Origin of the sequence: Streptomyces sp. 2-1, from assembly GCF_048564895.1 — a bacterium.
GTDB classification, from domain to species: domain Bacteria; phylum Actinomycetota; class Actinomycetes; order Streptomycetales; family Streptomycetaceae; genus Streptomyces; species Streptomyces phaeochromogenes.
In genome coordinates this window covers 8808306-8832617 of record NZ_CP183383.1, presented here as the reverse complement: position 1 = coordinate 8832617, position 24312 = coordinate 8808306, and the positions used below count along the sequence as shown (strand labels likewise).

20 protein-coding genes are annotated in these 24312 nt (G+C 71.1%); 8 read left to right on the top strand and 12 right to left on the bottom strand.

The features are described from left to right. Together ACN20J_RS38840 and ACN20J_RS38835 are read right to left on the bottom strand one after the other, a co-directional pair. A complete protein-coding gene (locus ACN20J_RS38840; protein ID WP_189840764.1) occupies window positions 1–612 on the bottom strand; it encodes a (2Fe-2S)-binding protein in 612 nt (203 codons plus the stop codon). Window positions 613–753: 141 nt separating this feature from the next. Beyond that, window positions 754–1329: a TetR family transcriptional regulator gene (locus ACN20J_RS38835; RefSeq protein WP_419667710.1), complete on the bottom strand. Its 576-nt coding sequence runs from the start codon at window positions 1327–1329 to the stop codon at window positions 754–756. Between the two features lie 253 nt (window positions 1330–1582). Here ACN20J_RS38835 and ACN20J_RS38830 point away from each other — a divergent pair, with 253 nt between their 5' ends. Both ACN20J_RS38830 and ACN20J_RS38825 read left to right on the top strand, forming a co-directional pair. Next, window positions 1583–2023, top strand: coding sequence for an SRPBCC family protein (locus ACN20J_RS38830; RefSeq protein WP_246574891.1), 441 nt, complete (start codon window positions 1583–1585; stop codon window positions 2021–2023). Between the two features lie 201 nt (window positions 2024–2224). After that, window positions 2225–2884: an ATP-dependent endonuclease gene (locus ACN20J_RS38825; protein ID WP_189840760.1), complete on the top strand. Its 660-nt coding sequence runs from the start codon at window positions 2225–2227 to the stop codon at window positions 2882–2884. A gap of 139 nt (window positions 2885–3023) precedes the next feature. Here ACN20J_RS38825 and ACN20J_RS38820 read toward each other — a convergent pair whose 3' ends face one another. The 5 genes from ACN20J_RS38820 to ACN20J_RS38800 all read right to left on the bottom strand — a co-directional run bounded on the left by ACN20J_RS38820 (window position 3024) and on the right by ACN20J_RS38800 (window position 9819). Next, a complete protein-coding gene (locus ACN20J_RS38820) occupies window positions 3024–4187 on the bottom strand; it encodes an XdhC family protein (RefSeq protein WP_189840759.1) in 1164 nt (387 codons plus the stop codon). A 59-nt stretch (window positions 4188–4246) separates the two neighbouring features. Then, window positions 4247–5704, bottom strand: coding sequence for an NCS2 family permease (locus tag ACN20J_RS38815; RefSeq protein WP_189840758.1), 1458 nt, complete (start codon window positions 5702–5704; stop codon window positions 4247–4249). A 238-nt stretch (window positions 5705–5942) separates the two neighbouring features. After that, a complete protein-coding gene (locus ACN20J_RS38810; protein ID WP_190227071.1) occupies window positions 5943–8342 on the bottom strand; it encodes a xanthine dehydrogenase family protein molybdopterin-binding subunit in 2400 nt (799 codons plus the stop codon). A 2-nt stretch (window positions 8343–8344) separates the two neighbouring features. Continuing rightward, the gene (locus ACN20J_RS38805) at window positions 8345–8929 is read right to left on the bottom strand and encodes a (2Fe-2S)-binding protein (protein WP_190227070.1); all 585 of its coding nucleotides are present in this window, start codon (window positions 8927–8929) and stop codon (window positions 8345–8347) included. Further along, entirely contained in the window at window positions 8929–9819 is an 891-nt protein-coding gene (locus ACN20J_RS38800) for an FAD binding domain-containing protein (RefSeq protein ID WP_190227069.1), read from the bottom strand. The genes ACN20J_RS38805 and ACN20J_RS38800 overlap by 1 nt, the downstream gene beginning before the upstream one ends. Window positions 9820–10248: 429 nt before the next feature. Between ACN20J_RS38800 and ACN20J_RS38795 the strand changes: the two genes are divergently transcribed. Next, a complete protein-coding gene (locus ACN20J_RS38795; RefSeq protein WP_190227068.1) occupies window positions 10249–11955 on the top strand; it encodes a PucR family transcriptional regulator in 1707 nt (568 codons plus the stop codon). 164 nt (window positions 11956–12119) lie between these two features. Beyond that, window positions 12120–12893: a hypothetical protein gene (locus tag ACN20J_RS38790; RefSeq protein WP_189840753.1), complete on the top strand. Its 774-nt coding sequence runs from the start codon at window positions 12120–12122 to the stop codon at window positions 12891–12893. 59 nt (window positions 12894–12952) lie between these two features. On the opposite strand, the gene ACN20J_RS38785 is transcribed toward ACN20J_RS38790, so the two are convergent. After that, window positions 12953–13741, bottom strand: a complete 789-nt coding sequence (locus ACN20J_RS38785) for a GntR family transcriptional regulator (protein WP_419667709.1) — start codon at window positions 13739–13741, stop codon at window positions 12953–12955. Window positions 13742–14438: 697 nt separating this feature from the next. Here ACN20J_RS38785 and ACN20J_RS38780 point away from each other — a divergent pair. Both ACN20J_RS38780 and ACN20J_RS38775 read left to right on the top strand, forming a co-directional pair. Beyond that, the gene (locus ACN20J_RS38780) at window positions 14439–15320 is read left to right on the top strand and encodes a (2Fe-2S)-binding protein (protein ID WP_361915086.1); all 882 of its coding nucleotides are present in this window, start codon (window positions 14439–14441) and stop codon (window positions 15318–15320) included. Window positions 15321–15646: 326 nt separating this feature from the next. Then, window positions 15647–16684 (top strand): DUF2637 domain-containing protein, encoded by a 1038-nt coding sequence (locus tag ACN20J_RS38775; protein WP_055615044.1) that lies wholly within the window; start codon window positions 15647–15649, stop codon window positions 16682–16684. Between the two features lie 142 nt (window positions 16685–16826). Here ACN20J_RS38775 and ACN20J_RS38770 read toward each other — a convergent pair whose 3' ends face one another. Next, window positions 16827–17327, bottom strand: coding sequence for an ATP-binding protein (locus ACN20J_RS38770; RefSeq protein WP_361990903.1), 501 nt, complete (start codon window positions 17325–17327; stop codon window positions 16827–16829). Between the two features lie 689 nt (window positions 17328–18016). Here ACN20J_RS38770 and ACN20J_RS38765 point away from each other — a divergent pair. Next, the gene (locus ACN20J_RS38765; RefSeq protein ID WP_419667708.1) at window positions 18017–19219 is read left to right on the top strand and encodes a hypothetical protein; all 1203 of its coding nucleotides are present in this window, start codon (window positions 18017–18019) and stop codon (window positions 19217–19219) included. A 62-nt stretch (window positions 19220–19281) separates the two neighbouring features. Here ACN20J_RS38765 and ACN20J_RS38760 read toward each other — a convergent pair whose 3' ends face one another. From ACN20J_RS38760 to ACN20J_RS38750, 3 genes are all read right to left on the bottom strand, one after another. Further along, the gene (locus ACN20J_RS38760) at window positions 19282–20811 is read right to left on the bottom strand and encodes a serine/threonine-protein kinase (RefSeq protein WP_190227066.1); all 1530 of its coding nucleotides are present in this window, start codon (window positions 20809–20811) and stop codon (window positions 19282–19284) included. A gap of 59 nt (window positions 20812–20870) precedes the next feature. Continuing rightward, entirely contained in the window at window positions 20871–21683 is an 813-nt protein-coding gene (locus ACN20J_RS38755) for a serine/threonine protein kinase (protein WP_189840749.1), read from the bottom strand. Window positions 21684–21894: 211 nt separating this feature from the next. Further along, window positions 21895–22515, bottom strand: a complete 621-nt coding sequence (locus ACN20J_RS38750; protein WP_190227065.1) for a hypothetical protein — start codon at window positions 22513–22515, stop codon at window positions 21895–21897. Between the two features lie 320 nt (window positions 22516–22835). Between ACN20J_RS38750 and ACN20J_RS38745 the strand changes: the two genes are divergently transcribed. Next, window positions 22836–24296: a helix-turn-helix domain-containing protein gene (locus ACN20J_RS38745; protein ID WP_190227064.1), complete on the top strand. Its 1461-nt coding sequence runs from the start codon at window positions 22836–22838 to the stop codon at window positions 24294–24296. Window positions 24297–24312: the final 16 nt, after the last annotated feature.

Here is a 24312-nt window from a genome sequence, read left to right as displayed (position 1 = left end):
TCAGGCCTCCCTGGCGGTCTGCTCGATGGCGGAGACGATGTTCGTGTACGCCCCGCACCGGCAGAGGTTGCCGCTCATCCACTCGCGGATCTCCGCCCGGGAGCCGGTGTGGCCCTCGGCGATACAGGCGACGCCGGACATGACCTGCCCCGGCGTGCAGTAGCCGCACTGGAGGCCGTCGTGGTCGATGAACGCCTGTTGCAGCGGGTGCAGTTGCTCGCCCCGGCCTCGGGCGAGCCCTTCGATCGTGGTGACGCGCGCGCCCTGATGCATCACGGCGAGGGTGAGACAGGCGTTCGCCCGCCGGTCGTCCACGAGCACCGTGCAGGCTCCGCAGGCGCCCTGGTCGCAGCCCTTCTTCGTACCGGGGAGGTCCAGGTGCTCGCGGAGGAGGTCGAGGAGTGAGGTGCGGTTGTCGACCTGGGCGGTGCGCTGCTCGCCGTTGACCGTGAGACGGACGGTGGAGAGTCGGTCGGCCGGCGCGGGTGCGGCTGCGGCTGTCACTGTGGGCAGGCGATCCGAGGTCAGCAGAGGCAGACCGGCCACCGCTGTCGAAGCCGCGACGAAGGTTCGTCGTTTGAGCGTGGTTGCTTCGTCGAACGTTTCCGACATGCGCGATGCACCCTCCCGGTCGAACACGTGGCATGTGATGACACCTGGTGTCATCGTAACAGTGATGACACCAGGTGTCATGGATGACGAGAGCGAAGGGAGAGGCGCGCCTGTACCGGCACCTGCGGCTGTGTCTGTGTCCTACGGTGCGAGCGGGGCCGCGACCGCGGCCCTGAGCTCCTCCACGGATTCACGCAGCAGGGCGTGCAGGTCCTGTGTCTCCGGACCCTCGATCCAGCGTTCGCGCGCGGCTCTCCAAGCGGCGGCACCCGCGGCGGCGGTCAGGAAGGCGGCCTGCGGCGCGACACCGCGCTCGCACAACGCCTCGGTCACGGCCGCACTGGTGCCCGCGAACTTGGTCAGCTCTCGTTCCCGAAGCTCCGGGTTGGCCACGATGACGGCTCGGCGACGGCGGGCCTGCGCATGCCCCGTGTTCACCATGTCCACGGCGGCGCCGTACCCCTCCAGGACGACGGCGAGCGGCGAGAGGTCGGCCGGGGCGGCGGCCATGGCGTCGACGATCACCTGGTGGATCCGGGCCGAGAGCGGGAACAGCACCTCGCGCTTGTCGGGGAAGTGACGGAAGAACGTCCGCTTCGTCAGACCTGCCCGCTCGGCGATCTCGGCGACCGTGGTGTCCTCGAAGCCACGCTCCTCGTACAGCTCAAGCGCGGCCCGCGACAGTCGGCCCGCTGCGTCCGGCATCCATCGACCCATGTCACTCATCCTAGTGATGACACTCAATGTCATCGGATTTACGGTGATGGCGGCGGGGCCTGTCGGCGCAGTCAGCCGCGCAGATGGACGAGATGCACGCCTCCCGAGCTCGGGGTCGAGCCGCGCCACATGCGGGTGGGGGCCTGCGCCCTTCGGCACGCCCGGGTCTCGTCTAGGACGGCCCGCCTCGGACGACCCGGCTCGGACGACCCACCTCATCCCGCTCGCCGGTCGGCAGGCATACCGTCCTGGTGTGGCTCTCTTTGTTGTGCGGCGGGACAGCGTGCTGGGTACCAGCGAGGCGTGGCGGCGGCTCACCGTGTGGGAGCGGCATGCGGATGTGGTGCCGCTGACCCGGATCACTGTCGTCGAGGCAGCGGGGGGTGGCGTGGGCACCGTGTTCGTTGCCCGGTCCGGGGTCGGGGCCCTTGCCTTTGATGACCCCATGGAGGTTGCCGTGTGGCGGCCACCTCTGGGAGAGCGGGCCGGGTTCTGTCGGCTCGTCAAACGGGGCAACTTTGTCACCGGGTGGGCCGAGATCGAGGTGCGTCCGGGGGCGGGCGGTGGTTCACGGGTGGTGTGGCGGGAGGAGTTGAGGGTTTGGGGGGTGCCCCGGATTTTTGATCCCTTGGTGGGATGGGTGGCACGGCGGGTGTTCGGGCGGGCGGTACGTCGGCTGCTGGCACGGCCCTGACGTCCTGCGGGGGGGCTCATACCGGCGCGCAGACGCCCAGTTCTTCAACCAGTTCGCTCACGGGGCACCATCCCAGCCCCCACCAACAGCGCGGTCCCGGCGAGTCCGGGTCGACCGGCCACGCTCCCGTACGCCGCCCGGACCCTGAGCTGAGGAAAAGTCTGTGGAACGCGGCCGAGTGGAGTTGCGAGACTGGGACCCATGAGCGACATGGAGCGATTCCGTCGGGCCGTTGTCGAGTGGGCGGCCGGCGGGGTGGGGGCGTCGGCTGCCGGGGAGAGTGCGCGGGAGCTGGCGGTCGGGGTCGGACTGCGTACGGTCGTGCTCGTCGAAGGGGGCAGTGATCAGGCCGCGGTCGAGGCCTTGGCCGCGCGGCGTGGGCGGGATCTGGACAGTGAGGGTGTGTCGGTCGTGCCGCTCGGGGGTGCGACCAGTGTCGGCAGGTTCGTGGATCTGTGCGGGCCCCAGGGGCTCGGCGTGCGGCTGGCCGGCCTGTGCGACGTCGGGGAGGAGCGCTTCTTCCGGCGGGCGTTGGAGCGGGCCGGACTCGGTTCCGACATCCCGCCCGAGGGGCTGGAACCGCTCGGCTTCTACGTGTGCGACGTGGATCTGGAGGACGAGTTGATCCGGTCCCTGGGCGTCGAGGTCGTACAGCAGGTCGTGGTGGACCAGGGGGAATCACGGCCGTTCCGCACCTTCCGGAATCAGCCCGCGCAGCGGGAGCGAACCGTGGAGCAGCAGCTGCGGAGGTTCCTGGGGACGCACAGTGGTCGCAAGGCCCAGTACGCGCGCGGGATGGTCGAGAGCCTGGATCTGGAGCGGACACCTCGGCCGTTGGAACGGCTCCTCGCCCACGTCTGACTCCCACCCACGCCTGGCTCTCGCCCGTGTCTGGCTCCCACCCACGTCTGACTCTCATCCACGTCTCGCTCTCGCCCATGTCCGAGCGGATGCGTTTCGCACCTCGACCAGGGCTGGTGCGCGTGGGCGTGGGCGTGTGTCAGGCCACCGAGCCGATCCTCGCGGTGGGCTTCGGTGTCGACGACACGTCGTGGTGGATGGGCGTGTGGGCGCCGGTCAGTGAGACTCCGGTGCCGCCTCGCCTGTTGGCGACGATCTCCGAGGCGATGGACAGGGCCGTCTCCTCGGGCGTACGGGCACCCAGGTCCAGCCCGATGGGAGACCTGAGCCGGGTCAACTCCAGCTCGGTGACGCCGACTTCGCGGAGGCGTTCGTTGCGGTCCAGGTGGGTACGGCGGGAGCCCATCGCGCCGACGTACGCCACGGGGAGGCGGAGGGCCAGTTGGAGGAGGGGTACGTCGAACTTGGCGTCGTGGGTCAGGACGCACAGGACCGTGCGGGCGTCCACCTGGGTGTGCTCCAGGTAGCGGTGCGGCCAGTCGACCACGATCTCGTCCGCCTCCGGGAAGCGGGCCGAGGTCGCGAAGACCGGGCGGGCGTCGCACACCGTGACGCGGTAGTTCAGGAACTTGCCGATACGGACCAGGGCTGAGGCGAAGTCGATCGCTCCGAAGACGATCATCCTGGGTGGCGGAACCGATGATTCGATGAGGAGTGTGAGCGGTGCTCCGCAGCGAGAGCCCTGCTCTCCGTCACCGATCTCCAGGGTGCCCGTGCGGCCCGCGTCCAGGAAGGCGCGCGCCTCGTCCACGGCCGTCCGGTCCAGTTCCGGGTGGGCGCCGAATCCGCCCTCGTACGAGCCGTCCGGGCGGACCAGCAGGGCTCGGCCCAGGAGTTCCGTCGGGCCTGACACCACGCGGGCCACCGCCGCCGCCTCCCCACACGCGGCGGCGGCGAGGGCCGAGGCGAAGATCTCCCGGGAGGGGTCCGAGGTACGCACCGGGGTCACCAGGATGTCGATGATCCCGCCGCACGTCAGGCCCACCGCGAAAGCGTCCTCGTCGCTGTAGCCGAAGCGTTCGAGGACCGGTTTCCCGTCCGCCAACGCCTGTTGGCACAGCTCGTACACCGCGCCCTCCACACAGCCGCCGGAGACCGAGCCGATCGCCGTGCCGTCGGTGTCCACCGCGAGGGCGGCACCGGGCTGGCGAGGTGCGCTGCCGCCGACGGCCACCACGGTGGCCACGGCGAAGTCGCGCCCCTGCTCGACCCACCGGTGGAGCTCTTCGGCGATGTCCAGCATGTCTCGGTCTCCTTACGGTGGTTGTGGGGAGGGCTGCGGGTGCGTGGGTGACCGGGTGCCTAGTGGACGCCCATCCAGCTCTCGATCGGGTTCAGGGCAAAGTAGACGATGAAGATTGCCGTCAGGCCCCACATGAACGCCCCGATCTCCCGGGCCCTGCTCTGGGCGACCTTGATGGCGACGTAACTGATCACTCCGGCCGCGACGCCCGCGGTGATGGAGTACGTGAACGGCATGATGACGACCGTCAGGAAGACGGGGATCGCGGTGGCGCGGTCGGCCCAGTCGACGTGCCGGGCGTTCATCATCATCATGGCGCCGATGACGACCAGGGCCGCGGCCGCGACCTCGCCGGGCACGATCGCCGTCAGCGGGGTGAAGAAGAGACAGGCCGCGAAGAACAGGCCCGTGATGACGGAGGACAGGCCCGTACGGGCGCCTTCGCCGACCCCCGTCGCGGACTCCACGAACACCGTCTGGCCCGAGGCGCCCGAGACGCCGCCGATCGCACCGCCCGCGCCGTCGATGAACAGCGCCTTGGACAGGCCCGGCATCCGGCCCTTGTCGTCGGCCAGCTTGGCCTCGGTGCCGACGCCGATGATGGTGGCCATCGCGTCGAAGAAGCCGGCGAGGACCAGCGTGAAGACGATCATGCCGACCGTCATCGCGCCGACCTGGCTCCAGCCGCCGAACTCCACGTCTCCGAAGATCGAGAAGTCCGGCATGGACACCGCGCTGCCGTGCAGCTCGGGCGCGCCGCTGGCCCACTGCTTGGCGTCGATGACGTCAAGTGCGTTGAGGACGACGGCGAGTACGGTGCCGCCGACGATGCCGATCAGGATCGCGCCGGGGATGCCGCGTGCCTGGAGCATGAAGATGGCGAGCAGGGTGACGGCGAAGAGCAGGACCGGCCAGCCGGCGAGTTCGCCGGTCGCGCCGAGGGAGAGCGGGGTCGCCTTGCCCTGGTGGACGAAGCCCGCCTTCACCAGGCCGATCAGGGCGACGAACAGGCCGATGCCCATGGTGATCGCGTGCTTCAGCGCCAGCGGGATCGCGTTCATGATCATCTCGCGCAGCCCGGTGACCACCAGGAGCATGATCACGACGCCGTACATCACACACATGCCCATGGCCTGCGGCCAGGTCATCTGGGGTGCGACCTGCGAGGAGAGGACACCGGAGACGGAGAGTCCGGCGGCCAGGGCGAGCGGCACCTTGCCGAAGAAGCCCATCAGGAGCGTGGTGAAGGCCGCCGCGAACGCGGTCGCGGTGATCAGTGCCTTCTGGCCGAGCGTGTCCCCCGCCGCGTCCTTGCCGGACAGGATCAGGGGGTTGAGCAGCAGGATGTACGCCATCGCCATGAAGGTGGTGACGCCGCCGCGCACCTCACGCGCGACCGAGCTTCCTCGCTTGGATATGTGAAAGTACCGGTCGAGCCAGGACCTGCCGGCCGGGATACGGGTTCCTTCACCCGCATCGTCGGCGGTGGTCCTCGGCTCCAGTGACTGCTGGGTCATGTGGGCCTACTCCCAAGGTTCACAGGGGCACCCGCTGTCGCCTTCGGCGTGTGCGGGATTTGGGAAGGTGCTTCGGCCGCACGACCCGGGGGACGGCCCGAGACGAACGAATCGTGGTGCTGCACATGGACCGGTACCGGGGTGCCGTTGGACGTACGGTCACCCGGTGCCGGGGGTGCCGTTGTTGTGCCCACCCGTTCCGCCCTGCGGAACGCCTGCCCACAACAACGGCGGGGCGCTATGCCGTACCGGTGAGATGTTCCGGTCGGACCGGCGTCCTGTTGAGCTCCAAGCCCGTCGCGTTCCGGATTGCCGCTAGCACGGCCGGAGTCGACGACAGAGTCGGTGCCTCGCCGATGCCACGGAGCCCGTACGGCGCGTGGTCGTCGGCGAGTTCGAGCACGTCGACGGGGATGGTCGGCGTGTCGAGGATCGTGGGGATGAGGTAGTCGGTGAAGGAGGGGTTCCTGACCTTCGCCGTCTTGGGGTCGACGATGATCTCCTCCATGACCGCGATGCCCAGGCCCTGGGTCGTACCGCCCTGGATCTGGCCGATGACGGACAGCGGGTTGAGCGCCTTGCCGACGTCCTGGGCACAGGCCAGTTCGATGACCTTCACCAGGCCCAGTTCGGTGTCCACCTCTACGACCGCACGGTGGGCGGCGAAGGAGTACTGGACATGGCCGAAGCCCTGGCCCGTACGGAGGTCGAAGGGCTCGGTCGGCCGGTGCCGCCACTCCTCCTCGACCTCGACGGCCTCGCCTTCGAGTACGTCCACCAGGTCGGCCAGTACCTCGCCGCCGTCGGTGACGACCTTGCCGCCCTCCAGGAGCAGTTCGGCGGTGGCCCAGGCGGGGTGGTACGTACCGAACTTGCGGCGGCCGATCTCCAGGACCTTCTCGCGGACCAGCTCGCAGGAGTTCTTGACGGCGCCGCCGGTGACGTACGTCTGACGGGACGCGGAGGTCGAACCGGCCGAGCCCACCTGGGTGTCGGCCGGGTGGATCGTCACCTGGGCGACGCCCAGCTCGGTGCGGGCGATCTGCGCGTGGACGGTGACGCCGCCCTGGCCGACCTCAGCCATCGCGGTGTGGACGGTGGCCACCGGCTCGCCGCCGACAACTTCCATACGGACCTTGGCCGTCGAGTAGTCGTCGAAGCCCTCGGAGAAGCCGACGTTCTTGATGCCGACCGCGTAGCCGATGCCTCGTACGACGCCTTCGCCGTGGGTGGTGTTGGAGAGGCCGCCGGGCAGTTGACGGACGTCCGCCGCCTCGCCGGCCGCGAGCCACTGCTGCTCCGGCGGCAGGGGCATCGCCTTGACGCGGCGCAGGAGTTCGGCGACCGGGGCCGGGGAGTCGACCGGCTGGCCGGTCGGCATGATCGTGCCCTGCGACATCGCGTTGAGCTGGCGGAACTCGACCCGGTCCATGCCCACCTTGTCGGCGAGTTTGTCCATCTGCGCCTCGTAGGCGAAGCACGCCTGGACCGCGCCGAAGCCGCGCATGGCGCCGCAGGGCGGGTTGTTGGAGTAGAGGGCGATCGATTCGATGTCGACGTCCTCGAGCACGTACGGGCCGACCGCGAGGGACGCCGCGTTGCCGACGACCGCCGGGGACGCGGAGGCGTAGGCGCCGCCGTCCAGGACGATCCGGCACTTCATGTGCGTGAGCTTGCCGTCCTTGGTCGCCCCGTGCTCGTAGTGGAGCTTCGCGGGGTGGCGGTGGACGTGGCCGAAGAAGGACTCGAAGCGGTTGTAGACGATCTTGACCGGCTTGCCGGTGCGCAGGGCCAGCAGGCAGGCGTGGATCTGCATCGACAGGTCCTCGCGACCGCCGAACGCGCCGCCGACGCCGGAGAGCGTCATACGGACCTTGTCCTCGGGGAGGCCGAGGACGGGTGCGATCTGCTTGAGGTCCGAGTGCAGCCACTGGGTGGCGATGTAGAGGTCGACGCCACCGTCCTCGGCGGGCACGGCGAGTCCGGACTCGGGGCCGAGGAAGGCCTGGTCCTGCATGCCGAAGGTGTACTCGCCCTCGACGATGAAGTCGGCGCGCTCGCGGGCCGACTCGACATCACCGCGAATGATCGGCTGGCGGTGCACGATGTTCGGGTGCGGGACGTGGCCGATGTGGTGGTCGTCGCGGCCCTCGTGGACGAGGATCGCGTCGGGTGCGGTCGCGGACGCCTCGTCCGTGATGACCGGGAGTTCGCGGTACTCGACCTTGATCTTGGCGGCGGCTCGGCGGGCTGTCTCCGGGTGGTCGGCGGCGACGATCGCGACCGGCTCGCCGTGGTGGCGGACCTTGCCGTGCGCGAGCACCGGGGTGTCCTGGATCTCCAAGCCGTAGTTCTTCACGTCGGTCGGCAGGTCGTCGTACGTCATGACGGCGTAGACGCCCGGGGTCTTCAGCGCCTCGACCGTGTCGATGGAGACGATCTCGGCGTGCGCGACCGTGGAGCGCAGGATCTGGCCCCAGAGCATGTCCTCGTGCCACATGTCCGAGGAGTATGCGAATTCGCCGGTGACCTTGAGGATGCCGTCCGGGCGGAGCGTGGACTCGCCGATGCCGCCCTTGGTGCGGGAACCCTGGGTGACCTTGGTGGGCGTCCCGAGGGGAGCGCTTTTGCCGGCCATCGTCAGACCGCCTCTCCCTGTCGGGCGGCCGCCAGGCGGACCGCGTCCATGATCTTCTCGTAGCCGGTGCAGCGGCAGAGGTTGCCCGAGAGCGCCTCGCGGATGTCCGCGTCGCTCGGGGTCGGGTTGCGCTCCAGCATCTCGTCGGCGGCGACCAGCAGGCCGGGCGTGCAGAAGCCGCACTGGACGGCACCGGCGTCGATGAACGCCTGCTGGATCGGGGAGAGTTCGGTGCCCTCGCCGGCCTGCGAGTCGGAGGGCCTGGCCTCCCACCGCTTGGCCGCGTCCAGGGGCGTACCGCAGGCTCCGGAGGCGCAACCCCCGTGCTCCGTGCGCTGTTTGGCGAAGTCGGCGAGGCCCTCGACCGTGACGACCTCGCGGCCCTCGACCTGGCCGGCCGCGACCAGACACGAACACACCGGCACGCCGTCCAGGCGGACCGTGCAGGAGCCGCACTCGCCCTGCTCGCAGGCGTTCTTGGAGCCGGGAAGACCCATGCGCTCACGCAGGACGTAGAGCAGGCTCTCGCCCTCCCAGACGTCGTCGGCTTCCTGCGGACGGCCGTTGACCGTGAAATTGACGCGCATTACGCGACTCCCTCCGAATGGGCGGCGGTGCCGCGGTACGACTCCCACGTCCAGGTCAGCGTGCGGCGGGCCATGATGCCGACCGCGTGGCGGCGGTAGCTCGCCGTGCCCCGGACGTCGTCGATCGGGTTGCAGGCGGCCGAGCACAGCTCGGCGAACTGCTTGGCGACCGACGGGGTGATGATCCTGCCGTTGTCCCAGAAGCCGCCCTCGTCGAGCGCCGCGTTCAGGAACTCCTCGGCGGCCTTGGCCCGTACGGGCGTGGGCGCGGCCGAGCCGATGCCGGTGCGGACCGTGCGGGTGTCGGGGTGCAGAGCCAGGCCGAAGGCGCAGACCGCGATCACCATGGCGTTGCGGGTGCCGACCTTCGAGTACTGCTGCGGGCCGTCGGCCTTCTTGATGTGGACGGCCCTGATGAGCTCGTCGGGAGCGAGCGCGTTGCGCTTCACGCCGGTGTAGAAGGCGTCGATCGGGATCAGGCGCGTGCCCCGTACGGACTCGGCCTCGACCTCCGCGCCCGCCGCGAGGAGGGCGGGGTGGGCGTCGCCGGCCGGGGAGGCGGTGCCGAGGTTGCCGCCGACGCCGCCGCGGTTGCGGATCTGCGGGGAGGCCACCGTGTGGGAGGCGAGGGCCAGGCCGGGCAGCTCGCCGCGCAGCTGCTCCATGATCGCCGTGTACGGGACCGAGGCGCCGAGGCGGACGGACTCCTCGCCGACCTCCCACTCACCCAGTTCGCCGATGCGGTTCAGGTCCAGCAGGTACTCGGGCCGGCGGTGGTCGAAGTTGATCTCGACCATCACATCGGTGCCACCCGCAATCGGCACAGCGGTGGGGTGCTCGGCCTTCGCGGCGAGCGCCTCCTCCCAGCTGGCGGGGCGAAGGAAGTCCATGACCGGCTCTCTTCTTCGTCTCGTGGATGGTTCTGATCAAGCCAGTTCGTGTGCGGCGGGTCCGGCTCGTTCATACGTTGTTCACGTGGATTGAAATCAGTACACAGCGCCGTCCCGCACCTGGGTCAGTCACCGAAACCATGAAGGAGTTCGCTGGCCAGGGCGCGCATCTTGTAGATTCGTATGAATGGAGGGCATCAGCAACCTCCTTGTTTTCCTCCGGAAACACCACACGCAGCCTCGGGAATGAGCGACCACCTGTCGCGAAAGCCCAGGACACGGGCCATGAGGGCCGGAACCACCGTCCACCGGACCCCTCGGGCCCCCTCTGCGAAGCCCGGGATCCCGTGCACGGGGCATCCATCCCCGGGTCCCTCCGGAACCATCCAGATCCATCGTAGTTTTCGAGACAGAACGGCGGCGACGAGAATGCGGCTGCGCGCACTGCTGGACACGGACGCGCTGGGCCTGCGGCTGCTCGGCGGCGAGGACGAGCTGGACCGCACGGTCCGTGGCGTGATGACCACGGACCTGCGGGACCCCAGCCGCTATCTCTCGGGCGGCGAGCTGGTGCTCACGGGGCTCGCCTGGCGCCGCGACGCCTCCGATTCGGAGCCCTTCGTACGGATCCTCGCGAGCGCCGGGGTCACCGCGCTGGCCGCCGGTGAGGCCGAGCTCGGCCCCATCCCGGAGGACCTGGTGGCGGCCTGTGCGCGGCACCGGCTGCCGTTGTTCGCCGTCAACGAGTCGGTGGCCTTCGCGACGATCACCGAGCACGTCGTACGGCAGGTGTCGGGCGAGCGCGCCGGGGATCTGGCGGCCGTCGTGGACCGGCACCGCCGGATGATGACCTCGGGCCCCGCGGGCGGCGGCCCGGACGTGGTCCTGGACCTGCTCGGCTCCGACCTGGACCTGCGGGCCTGGGTGCTCTCCCCCGCCGGACGCCTCATCGCGGGCTCCCCCGATGCCGAGCCGGGGCTGCCCTCCGTGGTGTGCGCGGCACTGGCCGGCGAACACCTGGCGGCGGTCCGCACCGGGCGGCGCGGGCCGTACCGGGTGGCGGTGGGCGGCACGACGTACTCGCTCTTCCCGATCCGCAGCAGCGGCCGGGGCACGGGCACGGCGGGCGCGGCGGGCACGACGGGCGCACCGGGCTCGCGGGACGTCCGCGAGACGGTCCTGTCGGACTGGCTGCTCGCGGTCGAGGCCGACGCCGGGGACTGGCCGGCGGAGCGGCTCGACCTGCTGGAGGGCGTGACCCAGCTGATCTCCGTGGAGCGGGACCGGCGGGACGCGGCACGCACGGTACGGCGGCGGCTCGCGCAGGAGGTCCTCGAACTGGTGCAGACCGGTGCCGCCCCCGGTGAGATCGCGGCACGGCTGCGGGTCGCGGCGCCCGTGCTGCTGCCGGGGCTCGGCGCGGCCCCGCACTGGCAGGTCGTGGTCGCCCGCGTCGAGTGGGACGGCGGGGAGATCGAGGGCGGTGCGGTGGCGCAGGCGCTCCTCGAGGAGATCCTCGTCGACCCACTGTCGTCGGGCCCCGAACCGTCCGACCGGATCGCGGTCGCCCATACGGGTGACGAGGCCATCGCGCTCGTACCGCTTCCGGCGGTTTCCTCGGAGCACGACGGCTCGGAGGCCGGGCTGCACGCGGACACCCTCCTGGCGGCCGTACGGGATCCGCTGTCGGCGGGCCTCGACGACGACGGGCGGCTCACGCTCGGCGTCAGCGCCTCCGTGCACTCGGCGGAGGGGCTGCGCGGCGCCCTGGAGGAGGCCCGGCACGCGCGCCGGGTGGCCGCGGCGCGGGCCGGGCGGGTGTGTGCGGCCGGGCACCAGGAGCTGGCGTCGCACGTCCTGCTCCTGCCCTTCGTGCCGGACGACGTGCGTCGCGCCTTCACGGCGCGGCTCCTCGATCCCCTCCGCGACTACGACCGGCGCCACCGCGCCGAGCTGATCCCGACCCTTGAGGCGTTCCTCGACTGCGACGGCTCCTGGACCCGGTGCGCGGCCCGTCTGCACCTGCACGTCAACACGCTGCGCTACCGGGTGGGACGCATCGAGCAGTTGACGAGTCGCGATCTTTCCCGCCTGGAGGACAAGCTCGACTTCTTCCTGGCGTTGCGGATGAGCTGAGGTCACAAGCGTGTGCGGCCGGTGGCACCAAGTGCCTTCGCCGCCGCACCCCTTGTCCCACGACTTTGTGAAATCCTTCACCCACCCCCTTGGCCGGGCGAGTGCATTCGTGCTGAGATGCCGCCACCACTCAACAGCTCAATGGCGTGCTCGGGGAGGGCAACGTGGCGCATACCGCCATGTCTGGTTACGGGACGACTGCAGGGGACGATCCACTCCAGACCGCGGTGTGGCGGCTGCGCTCGCGCGCCTGCTGGGCCGACGCGGCGGCGCTCCTCGAACCGCACACGGCATCGGCCGCGCTCCAGCGGGCGTCGCTCCTCGTCGAGCGGTGCCTCTACACCGAGCAGGGCTGGGCGGAGGCGGAGGACGCGCTGCGTACGGCGGAGGCGCTGGCCCAGTCCGACGACGAGCGGGGCGCCGCGGCGTGCGAGCGCGGGCAGCTCGCGTACGCCTCCACGCTGCTCGCCGTCCGCGACCGGGCCGACGAGGCGCGGGCCGCGCTCGGCCGGGCGGCGGCTCTGATCGCACCGGGCGCCCCTGGTCGCGCTCTGCTCGACTTCCGGCGCGGGCTGCTCGCCGAGAACCTCGCCCATTCCCCGCAGTCCGCGCGCGCCGCCTATCGCCGCGCCCACGCCGGCGCCACCGCCCAGGACGACCCCCTGCTGCTCTCCTTCACCTGGCGCCATCTCGCCGGACTCGCCCTGCGCGAGGGCGAGTTGGTGGAGGCCCGGCACGGCTTCGGTGAATCCCTGCGCATCCGGGAGGAGTTGGGCTATCTGGTGGGCACGGCCCCGGCGTTGGCCTCCCTCGCCGACGCGGAGACCGAACCGGAGGCCTCGCGGCTGCGCGCCGAGGCGGGGCGTCTGTTCCGGCTGCTGGGCGGCGTACCGACGTGGCTGGCGGACCAGTTGACGCCACCGGCGGCCACGGCCTGAGCGGCTCGGCTGCCGCCGGTCCGTGGGTCGTGTGCCGGTCCGCTGTGGCTGGGCGCGGCTCACATACTGACGAAGTGCTCCCGCAGCAGCGCGTCGACCGCCGACAGGTCCTGCGCGGACAGGGCGTCCAGAAGGGCAAGGTGCTGCGCCGCGTCCGCCATCAGCTCAAGGCGGGCGCGAGCGGTGGGGCTGCCGCCGAGGGGCCACTGCGCACGCCGGTGAAGTTCGTCCGCGATGCGTACGAGCTGCTCGTTGCCCGCGAGGGCGAGGATGGCCCGGTGGAAGGCGCGGTCGGCCTCGGCGTACGTCGCCCGGCAGCCGACGGCCGCCGCCCGGGCCGTCTCCTCCGCGAGGGGGCGCAGGTCCTCCCAGTCGTCGGCCGGCAGGGCACGGGCCAGGCGCAGCATCACGGGCGCCTCGATCAGCCCGCGGATCTCCGCGAGTTCGGCCAGCTCGCGGGCACCGCGCTCGACGACGCGGAAGCCCCGGTTCGGTACGACCTCGACGGCGCCCTCGGTGGCGAGCTGCTGCATGGCCTCGCGCACGGGCGTCGCCGAGACGCCGAAGCTTTCGCCGAGCGCGGGGGCCGAGTAGACCTCACCGGGGGCGAGTTCACCGGCCACGAGGGCGGCCCGCAGCGCGTCGAGGATCTGCCCGCGGACGGAGGCTCGCTGAATCGCGGGGCGGGGAGACGGGGACTGGGTCGGGGAGGGAGAAGGGGCCGCGGAAGACGGACGGGCGGCGGGGATGCCCCGCGAGCCGGATCCATCACGTACGCCTGAGCCGTCCCGTACGCCTGAGCCGTCACGTACGCCTGAGCTGGCACGCGCGCCTGATCCATCGCGCACGCCGGATCCATCACGTGCACCCGATCCATCGCGCACGCCGGGGCCGCCGGGTGCCGCCGGTGCGCTCGGTGTTCCGAGCCCTCCGGGCGTGCCGTGGCTTCCAGGTCCCCCGAAACCGACGGGAGCGGCAGGGGCGGCGGGGGCTCCTGAGGCGCCGTGGTGCCACGGGTCTCCGAAGGCCTCCGGTGTGCCCGGACGGCCGGGGGCAGCCGTCGAAGTCCGGCGCGCACCGGTTCCCGGCGCGTCCGTCGAGGCCGGGAGCCCCTCCCGCGTCACCCTCGGCTGCGGAATCGGCGTCTCGCTGTGCGTGTGCTCCCCGCGGGCGGTGTGCTCGACCGGAGCGGAAGCAGGAGCGGCGGCGGGGGCTGAAGCCGGAGTGGCGGGTGCGGCGGTGTCCCGGGGGGTGTCTTCGCGGGGTGCCCGGCCGGCCGCGCGCTCGCGGCCTTCGCCCGCCGCCCGGGTCTGCTGCTGGGGCACCCGTGGCGCTCCGGCGCCGGGGGTGGTCTCCGAAGGGTCTCCTGCGGAGCCGTACGCCTCGCGCGAACCGGCCTTCTCCACGGGAGCCTCCTCCAGGACGGGCAGTGGTGGTGAGTATTTCGGTCGGGGTCCGGAGCGACCCCGACAGAACAGGGTAAACCTCGATCGTATCGGGTAAGGTAAGCCTTACCTGCAACTGATCACGGAACGGGGCCCCCGCATGTCCGCTCCCGCCCCGGCCGAGACCTCACCCGGCGCGGAAGTACGCCCGGTCGGCTCGGCCCTCACAGCGGCGTACACGCGGATGACCGAGGTGCTCCCGTCCCTGGGCGTCATGGAACTCGCACCGCACGAACCGGCCCCGACGGGCGACGGGCGGATCGCCGTCGCCGGGCTCGCGGAGGGTGGGGCCGAGCTCGACGCCTTCCTCGCGTGGGACGACAACCAGGTGTTCACGGACCACGGGCGGCGCGGCCGTCCGGATGTGATCGCCAGCTTCGGTCTGCACCGGTACGCCTGGCCGGCCTGTCTGCTGATCACGGTGCCGTGGTTCCTGCTGCGCAGGGTGCCCCGCTTCCCCGTGGAGCACGTCACCTTCCAGCGCATGCCCGGCAGCATCGCCGTACGCGTCGGTGAGTTCGCCTGTCTGCCGGACGACCCGGCGGCCACGCTGCCCGGCGCCCGGGTCGTCCCCGACGAGGAGGCCCTGCGCGCGGCGGTACGGGCCGCGGTGGCCGAGCACCTGGAGCCGGTCCTGGACGCGTTCGGCCCCCGGACGCGCCGCCGGGGCCGCGCCCTGTGGGGCATGGCGACGGACGAGGTCGTCGAGAGCCTCTGGTACGTGGCCGGGCTCCTGGGTGAGCAGCGGCGCGCGAAGGACGAGCTGGAGCGGCTGTTCCCCGGCACGACCCGGCCGTACGTCGGCACGGCCGGCTTCCGCGAGGTGACCGGTTCGAACGGCGAGTGCCTGTCCACCCGGGACCGGGCGAGCTGCTGCTTCTACTACACCCTCGACGCCGAGGACACCTGCGCCAACTGCCCGCGCAACTCCGAGGCGGTCCGCATCGCGAAGCTGACGGCCGAGGCCGCCGCGGCGGGCTGACCCCGTGGCAAGGGGCTGACTCCACGTCACGTAAGATCAACTCGGCACTGGACCAGGCGTCTTCACGGCTGCCCGACAGAGCCCTTTGGTTACAGTCGATTCACAAAGTCCTCACTTGCCGCAAGAACTTTCCGTGGAACCACCCGTAAGGGTAATCTAACTCGAACTCAACTCCCGCTCCTCAAGCGGCAGTTCGAGGAGAATGCCGTCCTCGCGCATACCCTTGCACTCCCTTGGCGGCCTCTTGCCCCGAAACCCTCTGAGGACGCACGGGATTGGGCCACTATGGCGGGCGTTACGCCCTATCCCAATGCAAGGGACCCCAGATGAGACTGACCGACATATCGCTGAACTGGCTGCTTCCCGGCGCCGTGCTGCTCCTGGGCCTGCTGGCGGCGGTTGCGGTGCTCGCGCGTGGCAAGCGCGCCGGGGAGAAGACCCACGCCGACGATTCGTGGGAGCGCACGGAAGAGCGCCGCAGGCGCAAGGAGGCCGTCTACGGCACCGCCTCCTATGTACTGCTCTTCTGCTGTGCCGCGGTCGCGGCCGCACTCTCCTTCCATGGCCTGGTCGGCTTCGGCGAGCAGAATCTGAACCTGTCCGGCGGCTGGCAGTACCTGGTGCCGTTCGGTCTGGACGGCGCGGCCATGTTCTGCTCCGTACTCGCGGTGCGCGAGGCCAGCCACGGTGACGCGGCCCTCGGCTCCCGGATACTCGTGTGGACGTTCGCGGCCGCCGCTGCCTGGTTCAACTGGGTGCACGCCCCCCGGGGTCTCGGCCACGCGGGCGCCCCGCACTTCTTCGCCGGCATGTCCCTGTCGGCCGCCGTCCTGTTCGACCGCGCGCTGAAGCAGACCCGCCGCGCCGCCCTGCGCGAGCAGGGCCTGGTGCCCCGGCCGCTGCCGCAGATCCGGATCGTTCGGTGGCTGCGTGCCCCTCGTGAGACCTACGGCGCCTGGTCGCTGATGCTGCTCGAGAACGTGCGCAGCCTGGACGAGGCCGTCGAGGAAGTCCGTGAGGACAAGCGGGAGAAGGAGCAGAACCGTCTGCGTCGGCGCGACCAGGAGAAGCTGGACCGTGCCCGCATCAAGGCGATCACCCGTGGCCACCGCGGAATGATCGGACGCGGTGGCGGCCGTCAGGCGGAACTCCAGCCGGCCCCGGCGGCCACCCAGGTCGCCGCGGAGCCTGCCATAGCAACGCCGGAACTACCCGCACGCGCCGCCCGACCCTCGTTGCAGCCCGTCCGCCGAGGGACTGAGTCCTCGACGGTCGATCTCACCGCGGAGGACGACACAATGGCGCTCCCTCGACTCGACTCCCTTGAGCGCAAGCTGAAGGACCTGGAGCAGCAGTTCGGCTGATCCGGACCGGGGCCGCCCGAGGCCTCAACTCTGGACGGGGGCACGGCAGTTGATGCCGCGCCCCCGTCCAGTTTCATGTCCGGGACCGGTCCGGTCTCACGTGCCGGCCCTGGCCGGTGTCAGGTCGGCGCCCCGTCCGGATTCACGTCACTCCCCCGTCCAGCTCGAACCACACCACCTTCCCCACCCCGTGGACCCGGACGCCCCACGCGTCCGCGAGGGACTGGACCAGGATCAGGCCTCTGCCGTGCGTACCGTCGTCGGCGGTCGGTACCCGCAGTCTCGGCCTGTGTCCCACGAAGTCCCTCACCTCCACCCGGAGTCCGCGCGGACCGACGGTGGCTGTCAGCAGCGCGTCATGGTTGGTGTGGACGAGGGCGTTGGTGACGAGTTCGCTGGTCAGTAACTCCGCTATCTCGGATCGGCCGGGCCGCCCCCAGTGAGCGAGCAGGTCCCGCAGCGCCCTGCGGACCTGGGGCACCGCCCGGAGGTCGCAGCGCCCGAGCCTGAGCCTGAGTTGCGGAACGCCGTGCTGGTCGGTCGTTCCGTCCGCTGGGTCCCCCGCCGTCGTGGTCGTCTGTACCGTCTTCGCCGAGAAGGCCCCGGATACGACGGGACCGCCTCCTCGTGCCTGCCTCTTCATGACCCCCGCCCGCACGCCGCTGTCGATTCCCCTCCAGCTCGAACACGTTCACGGAATGCATGCCCCGGCCCGGATCACGACACTCATGTCGAATCGTCAACCACCCCTGATACGTCCGGAGATGCCCTGCTGCCGTCCGGAAAAGTCGCACGCCGACCCGGCCTCCCGAGCCGCCACCACCCAGCGGACGATCACGGGTGGCGGCCCGGACGCCCCGGGAGCGGAGGGCCACAAGGTGAAGGGGCTGCCGTACGCCGTTTCGAGTGCCCCTTCAGGGCTGATCCGCGCGATCGCACCTGGTCCACGCGTCCTCACTCGCGATGAGACAGGCCAGTACATCTGCCCGTGGCTCCGACGGCCGACCCGGCCGTGCCGAACCCTGTCGCGACTACGGCCCCGGGGTCCGTACGACCACCCGCACTCGGCCCAACTACCGATGCCGTGCTGTCGATCCGGTCGCAGTCAACCTGACATTCGTCAGGACCGGTCGCGCGCTTCTCTTCCTAGGGTTCGAGCAACTCGGACCACCTCGGAACGGGCGTGTACGCCGACCTCACGCCGATCAACTCGATCGTCCTCAGGCCGCACCTGGACCGACCCGGCCTTCACCGTCCGCCACTCGAAACCCGGCCGATGCGGTCCCGGCAGTCGTCGGGGCCGCGCCGTGCCTCCAGGGGGAGACAACCAGCATGCACCGCACCGCGCGCCTACGCGGACCGGCCGGACACGTGTGGAGAACACTTCTCGCGTCCGCCGCCGCACTTCTGATCCTGACCTCCGGCGCGGCCACACCGGCCACCGCCGCCGTCCAGGCACCCGCCGCCGTCCAGATCCCCGACGGCGTCACCGCCGGGGTCGCCGTCTTCGACCGGGAGGCGGGAACCTTCACCGAACAGGTCAACGCCGATACGCCCTTCCGGTCCGCCTCCGTCGTCAAGCTGCTGCTGACCCTGGACTTCCTGTGGAACCGCGGGCCGTCCTACTCCATCCCGGCCGCCGACCGGGCCCGTCTTGAGCCCATGCTGCGCAGCAGCAACGACGACGCGGCCAACTACTACTGGTCCACGTACGGCGGTTCGGCGATCATCAACCGGATGGTCCGCGAGCTCAGCCTGACCGACACCGCCCCACCGCCCGCCGGTTACGAGGGCTACTGGGGCTACACCGCCCTGTCGGCCCGCGACACCGTGAAGATCTACCGCTACATCCTGGACACGGCACCGGCCCCCGTGCGCGAGTTCGTCATGGGCAACCTGCGCCAGTCCACGCGCTGCGCCTCGGACAAGTTCGACCAGCACTTCGGCATCGCCGGTGCGTTCGACCGCCCCTGGGCCGTGAAGCAGGGCTGGGCGGGCTCGTCGTACCCGAAGGGCACGTGCGGCCCGCCGGACACGGCCGCCGCCACGCCTGCTGCCACCGGCAAGCCGACCGCCGCCGTTCCGGGGGACCGCGCCGCCGACGCCGTGAACCTCACCCGCCCGGCGCTGCACACCACCGGCACCGTGGGCCCGAACGACCGCACCATCGTGGCCGTCCTGACGCTCCATCCGGACGGCACGTCCTACGGCAAGGCCTACACCGACATCGGCCGGCTGACCCGCTCCCTGAACGTGCCCGGCGGGGTACGGCCGACGGGCAAGTGGTACGGAACCTGGAGCGAGCATGTGAACGTCCGCCGGGACCCGTCCACCGCCAACCCGCCGATGACCCAACTGCCCGCCGGCGTCGAGGTGTTGGTGGGCTGCCAGAAGCAGGGCCAGACCGTCAGCGTGCCGCCGTACACCAACGACTGGTGGGCGTATCTGCCCCAGTACGGCGGCTACATCTCCAACATCTACATCAGCTCGCCCGACAACCGACTGCCGGACGTGCCGAACTGCGCCGCGTCGTAGCCGAGGCGTGAGTGAGCGCGTGAGTGAGTGGGCCGGGACCCGGTCGCCTGCCGGGTCCCGGCTCACCGCTCGTAGTCGGCGAGATAGCGCATCACCTTGTCCACGTGCGGCCGTACGCGCTCCGGGACACCGCGCTCCTCGATGATCGTGCGGTCACTCGTGCGGTAGCCGGCCACGACGAGCTTGACGAGGTCCTTCTCCGGCAGCCCGGCCTCCTTGAAACGCTGGTCGAGCCAGCACACGTACAGGCTCATCGTCGAGATCGCGTCGGGCGGCGACATGTGGTCCTTGTCGCCGTCGCCGTCCCCGTCCACGGCCCAGGCCCGGAACACCGAGGGTGTCCACATCGCGATGCCGAACTCCTCGGAGGCCGGGCGGGCCGCCTTCGCGTCGAACCCGCTCTCCGCCTTGAGCATGGCGGCGAGCACGATGGGGGTGATCTCCTTGTCGGTACAGCGGTGGGCGGCCTTCACGATGACCGGGCGCAGTGCCTTGGGCACGTCGGAGTCCGGCGGGATCTCCCCCGCGGCCACCGCCACCGGACTGCCGGTGGCCGTGGGCGTGGCGGAGGTGCCGGGGCCACCCGCGGCGTCGGCACCGCCGTCGTCCGGCAGCAGGAGCGCACCGGTCACGGCGGCGGCGACCGCCAGGACGGCCGCGACGGCCGGCACCAGCCGCCTGCGACGGCGGGGCGCGCCGGAGAGTTCGTCGACGCGGGCCTTGAGGACGTCGGCGGTGTACTGGAGGCGCGTGGCGTGGTCCGGTGACAGACAGTCGGCGATCAGCCGTCGTCTGCTCTCCTCGATGTCAGCGTCCAGGCGCAGTTGTGCGGTCCCGCGCGCGTAGGCCTGGGCGGCGAGGGAGCGGGCCCTGGCGGTGGCTCCCGGGAACGGGTGCAGCCCGCCCGTGAGCACCTGGTGGGCGAGGACGCCGAAGGCCCAGATGTCGGCGGTCGTCCGGACGACCGTGCCCCGCGAGTCGGTGCGCTGCGACCACCACTCGGGCGGCAGATGGTCGAGCGTGCCGAGCGGCGGCATATGGGCGTGGGTGCCCTCGAGTTCCGCGGCGACCCCGAAGTCCGCGAGCCAGACATCGCCGTCCGCGCTCAACAGGATGTTGGCCGGTTTCAGATCTCCGTGCACCCATCCGGCGCCGTGCATGTGCGCGAGACCTGCGGCCACCGAGCGCAGGATGCGATCCGCGTCGGGGACCGGACGGCCGGCCTCGGTGGCGTCGAGCACGTCCTGGAGGCTGCGCTCGGCACGGTCCATGACCAGGGCGATCGCACCGTCCAGATCGGGATGGTCGGGCGCCTCTACGGTGCACACGGCATGGGTCCGTACGAGGTTGGGGTGGTCCGCCTCCCGGCTGAACCGCACTTCGCGCTGGACGAGTTCACCGAGGGCGGCCCGCTGTCCCGGGGCCAGGGCGTCGGTGGGCAGCACCTTCACCGCGACCGGGGTGCCGTCGGCGACGGAACGGGCCTCGTGGACGGTGCCCCAGGCGCCGGATCCGATGGGTGCGCCGAGCTCCCAGCCGTCGATGCGGAAGCCGACAGGGAGGTGTGCTGAGGGGCCTGTGCGGGGGGTCAATGCGGGGCCTTCTTCGAGGGGCGGAGGCCGGTGGGAGCCTTCCGCACTGGACGACGGTGTCACGCGGGAGCTTCCTGTACGGGGCGGCGGCTCGCCGTACGGCGCGGGAGCAGGGCGAGGTGCTCCTCGCGTACCAGGCCGAACCGGAGCGCCGACGCCACCAGGCGGGCGCGCTTGGCACCGGTGCGGCCGCCCTGCTCCCCGTCCATGTCTCCCTGGTCAAGGCGCAGTTTCGCGAAGGACAGGTAGTCGATGTGGTAGTTGACCGCCGAGCGGGACAGATCGCGGCAGGAGTCCAGTGGACGCAGCCGTTCCGCGATCTCTCCCGCGCCGGGGAGCGTCGTGTCCGAGGGGTCGCGCAACCGCGGCTCGCACAGCGCCACCAGGACGAGGAAGTACTTCGACGTCTGGTCGAGGGCGAAGGGGTTGACGGTCTGGTCACCGGCGCCTGGCAGGGACCGCTCGTCGAGGTAGGCGTGCTGCGGAGCGAACACCTTGAAGTCGACGGTGCCGTTCAGCGCGGGCAGCACGACGCGGGAGAACTCGAAGGGGACCGGCGCGCCGAGGCGGCCGGGGGCCACCGTGATGTACTCGCCGGCGCCCTCCAGGTTCTCCACCACATAACCGGCGGTCCGGCTGAAGTTGGACAGCCGCCAGTAGTCCTCGGCGGCCTCCAGCCGCCCGGCGCGCCGTGAGACGCCCGGGTCGGCCAGGACGACCGCGAGGTCCGCGGCACCCTGCCCGCCGCGCCCGAAGTCGGCCATGTCGCCGGGCCCCAGGTGCAGCAGTCCTGGTCCGGGACCGCCTTCGCGTCGGTCGTGCTCGCCGTCCGCCCACGACGGACCCGGTAATTGGACAATGATCGTTTCCACGACGGCTCTCCCCCGATGAGGTCGCGAGGATTGTAGTGCGCAGATCAACCACGAGCACCGGCGGCGGCCGGTTCTCGCCTCGCCCCCACCGGGTGTCGGTCGTTGTCGGTCGGTACCGCTCGATGTCGCTCGGTGATGCTCGTGTGGAGGAGCCGCCCTCTCACACCCCCGTGGCGGGAGGGCGGCTCCAGCACTTTCCCCCCGGCAGCGGTCAGTAGAGCTTGTTGACCGCCGTGGTCGTCGTCTTCTTGAACGCCTTCACCGGCGCGTCCGAGAAGTCACCCATCTGCGCCCAGCGCACGAGGGTCACGGCCCGCCCGTCCCTGCCGACCGAGTAGAGGTTGATGTCCGTGGCACCCCAGGACGTCTCGGTGTGCAGGCCGTAGGCGTGGGCGCCCTCCTCGACCGACAGCTTGCCGTAGTCCTTCAGCGCGGCCTCGGTCTCCGGGTCGGACTGCTCGATGCGCGTCGCGCACGCCCGGATGTCCTTGTTCAGCCGCGTGGCCAGGGCCTTGGCCTTGGCGCTGCTGCCGACGACAATGGTGAGCTGCTGGGCGTTGGTCTCGAGGTCGGTCCGGAAGTCGCGGTATCGGGAGTCGTAGCCCGGCAGAGTGTCCTGGATGCAGAACCGGAGCTCGTCCGGCACGCCGTCCGTGACCTTGCCCGCCGTCCAGGCGGACGTGGGGTGCGGGGGCAGCTGCGAGGCCGACAGGAACTTCGGCGACGCGCTCGTCTTCCCGGTGGCGTCGGCCGGGCCGGCGAGCACCGCACCGAGAGCGACGCTCGCGGCGACGAAGGTGGTGAGCGAGGCCGCTCGGGTGCGCTTGGACATGGGTCCCCCTGTGTATGAGTGCATGACTGATCCGCGCTGGTCGGTGAAGTGGGGTGCACACGGGAAGGATCCGTGTGCACGGGTGTCGACGCCGGTCCCGGTCGTGGGCTGCCACCGGGTGGTCGGTCCGGCGGCGGTCGGTGCGACACCAAGAGCATCAGCCGTCACTCGGGGCCTGCGCAACAGACAGCGCCGTATCCGCGACGGTGGAACCATCCCAGGCCATCTGACGTGCAGGTACATGGAGTGCCTGGGATGCCCTCCCGGGACGGGAACCGCCCCCTCGACCAGGGGGCCACGACGAGAAGCACGGGGGCACGGTGTCGACTCGGGACGACGACGTCGAGGAGTTCGCGGCACTGCTGAGGCGCCTGAAGGCGCGCACTGACCGCAGTTACGGCGCCCTCGCGCGCCGGGTGAACATGAACACCTCGACGCTGCACCGCTACTGCGCCGGTGACGCGGTGCCGCTCGACTTCGCCCCCGTGGAGCGGTTCGCCGCACTGTGCGGGGCGACACCGGCCGAGCGGCTCGAACTCCACCGCCTCTGGATCCAGGCGGTGGCGGCGCGGCAGAGACCGCGGGCGTCGGGGGCGCAGGAGAGTCCGGAGTCGGGGCCGACTCCGGATCCGGCCCCGGTTCCGGTGTCCGACGCGGTGGACGCCGAGCCCGTGGCAGGCGACGGGCCGGAGGGAGTCGGCGGCCCCGACGGAAGCCACGGGTCCGAAGACAGCGACGAGTCGGAGTCAGGGTCTTCGGACACGGCGGAGGCCGAACCCGTAGCGAGCATGCCGACCGTTTCCAGTTCCTCCGGCGGCTCGGGTCCGCGCCCCCGCCGGGCCTGGTACCGGCGGCGGGTCGCGGTCACCGCCGCCGTGGTGACCGTACTGCTCGTCACGCTGGGCAGCCTCTCCGCGCTGTCGGACGACCGTCGGTCCGACGACGCCTCCCAGAACGTCGGCCCGAGCGAGGGCCCGACCCCGACGGACACCGGTGACCCACGTGACCGCCGGTCCACGAGCCCGTCGCCCAAGTCCTCCGGACCGTCGTCGTCCTCGCCGTCGCCCGACGGCAAGGGAAAGACGTCCAAGCCCCCCGGCAAGGGCGGCAAGCCGTCGGGGAACGCCGGCCGGCCGAACGGTTCCGGCTCCACCGGCCTCCCGCTGACCTGGACCGCGAACTCGCACGGCTGGACGTTCGACTGCGGCCACGAGTACGTCGTCGACAGGAAGCCGGAAGAGGTACCACCGCCTCCGATCACGCAGGACGCCGCACGGTGGGCGGCCAGCCAGAACGCGGTGCACGGGCGCGAGACGATCGTGAAGATCTCCGTACAGGGAAAGTCGTCCACCGCCGTCGTCCTGGAGGCCCTCCGGGTACGGGTCGTCGGGCGCTCGACCCAGCTGAAGGGCGCCGGCTACTCCATGGACGAGGGCTGCGGAGGCGCGATCACCCCGCGCTCCTTCGCCGTCGACCTGGACAAGGACCGGCCCATCGCACGCGCGGTCGCGGGCGGTGACGTCGACGGGCCGATCCCCGCGATGCGCATGCCCTACCGGGTGTCCGCCGAGGACCCGGAGGTGCTGCTCGTCAACGCCCGGACGAACTCCTGCGACTGCCGCTGGTACCTGGAGCTCGACTGGTCGTCCCAGGGACGCACCGGCACGATCCGTGTCGACGATCACGGCAAGCCGTTCCGCACCAGCGGCGTCAAGGGTCTCCCGCGCTACTGGTACGGCTCGGTCGGTTCGGAGCGCCAGTGGGTCCCCCGCACCGACTGAGCGCCGGCGCCCCGAG

Bases quoted from the DNA above. Each gene is read 5' to 3' on its own strand.
- ACN20J_RS38780 (WP_361915086.1), top strand. From the start codon at position 14,439: ATGTCCGCTCCCGCCCCGGCCGAGACCTCACCCGGCGCGGAAGTACGC.
- ACN20J_RS38810 (WP_190227071.1), bottom strand. From the start codon at position 8,342: ATGGCCGGCAAAAGCGCTCCCCTCGGGACGCCCACCAAGGTCACCCAG.
- ACN20J_RS38820 (WP_189840759.1), bottom strand. From the start codon at position 4,187: ATGCTGGACATCGCCGAAGAGCTCCACCGGTGGGTCGAGCAGGGGCGC.
- ACN20J_RS38815 (WP_189840758.1), bottom strand. From the start codon at position 5,704: ATGACCCAGCAGTCACTGGAGCCGAGGACCACCGCCGACGATGCGGGT.
- ACN20J_RS38825 (WP_189840760.1), top strand. From the start codon at position 2,225: ATGAGCGACATGGAGCGATTCCGTCGGGCCGTTGTCGAGTGGGCGGCC.
- ACN20J_RS38750 (WP_190227065.1), bottom strand. From the start codon at position 22,515: ATGTCCAAGCGCACCCGAGCGGCCTCGCTCACCACCTTCGTCGCCGCG.
- ACN20J_RS38840 (WP_189840764.1), bottom strand. From the start codon at position 612: ATGTCGGAAACGTTCGACGAAGCAACCACGCTCAAACGACGAACCTTC.
- ACN20J_RS38765 (WP_419667708.1), top strand. From the start codon at position 18,017: ATGCACCGCACCGCGCGCCTACGCGGACCGGCCGGACACGTGTGGAGA.
- ACN20J_RS38805 (WP_190227070.1), bottom strand. From the start codon at position 8,929: ATGCGCGTCAATTTCACGGTCAACGGCCGTCCGCAGGAAGCCGACGAC.
- ACN20J_RS38775 (WP_055615044.1), top strand. From the start codon at position 15,647: ATGAGACTGACCGACATATCGCTGAACTGGCTGCTTCCCGGCGCCGTG.
- ACN20J_RS38795 (WP_190227068.1), top strand. From the start codon at position 10,249: ATGCGGCTGCGCGCACTGCTGGACACGGACGCGCTGGGCCTGCGGCTG.
- ACN20J_RS38800 (WP_190227069.1), bottom strand. From the start codon at position 9,819: ATGGACTTCCTTCGCCCCGCCAGCTGGGAGGAGGCGCTCGCCGCGAAG.
- ACN20J_RS38835 (WP_419667710.1), bottom strand. From the start codon at position 1,329: ATGGGTCGATGGATGCCGGACGCAGCGGGCCGACTGTCGCGGGCCGCG.
- ACN20J_RS38770 (WP_361990903.1), bottom strand. From the start codon at position 17,327: ATGAAGAGGCAGGCACGAGGAGGCGGTCCCGTCGTATCCGGGGCCTTC.